The organism is Proteus sp. TSJ240517 (assembly GCF_047921575.1).
Lineage (GTDB): Bacteria > Pseudomonadota > Gammaproteobacteria > Enterobacterales > Enterobacteriaceae > Proteus.
Genome location: NZ_JBLRMH010000042.1, coordinates 1 through 221 on the forward strand (window position 1 = coordinate 1; position 221 = coordinate 221).

At 46.6% G+C, this 221-nt stretch carries 1 tRNA gene; it reads left to right on the forward strand.

Annotation, left to right across the window (positions count from 1 at the left end):
• Positions 1 to 38: 38 nt before the first annotated feature.
• Positions 39 to 114, forward strand: a tRNA-Thr gene (locus ACNARN_RS18680).
• The last annotated feature ends 107 nt before the right edge of the window (positions 115 to 221 follow it).

Sequence of the window (221 nt, forward strand, 5' to 3'; positions counted from 1 at the left end):
ATTTAGGCTGTGTCAGCCGGTGACAATAAGCCACTAGTGCTGATATGGCTCAGTTGGTAGAGCACACCCTTGGTAAGGGTGAGGTCCCCAGTTCGAATCTGGGTATCAGCACCATAAAAAATTATTATAACTGCATAAACAGACGGTTATAAATACAGAATTTGCTTGGCGGCCATAGCGCAACGGTCCCACCTGATCCCATGCCGAACTCAGAAGTGAAA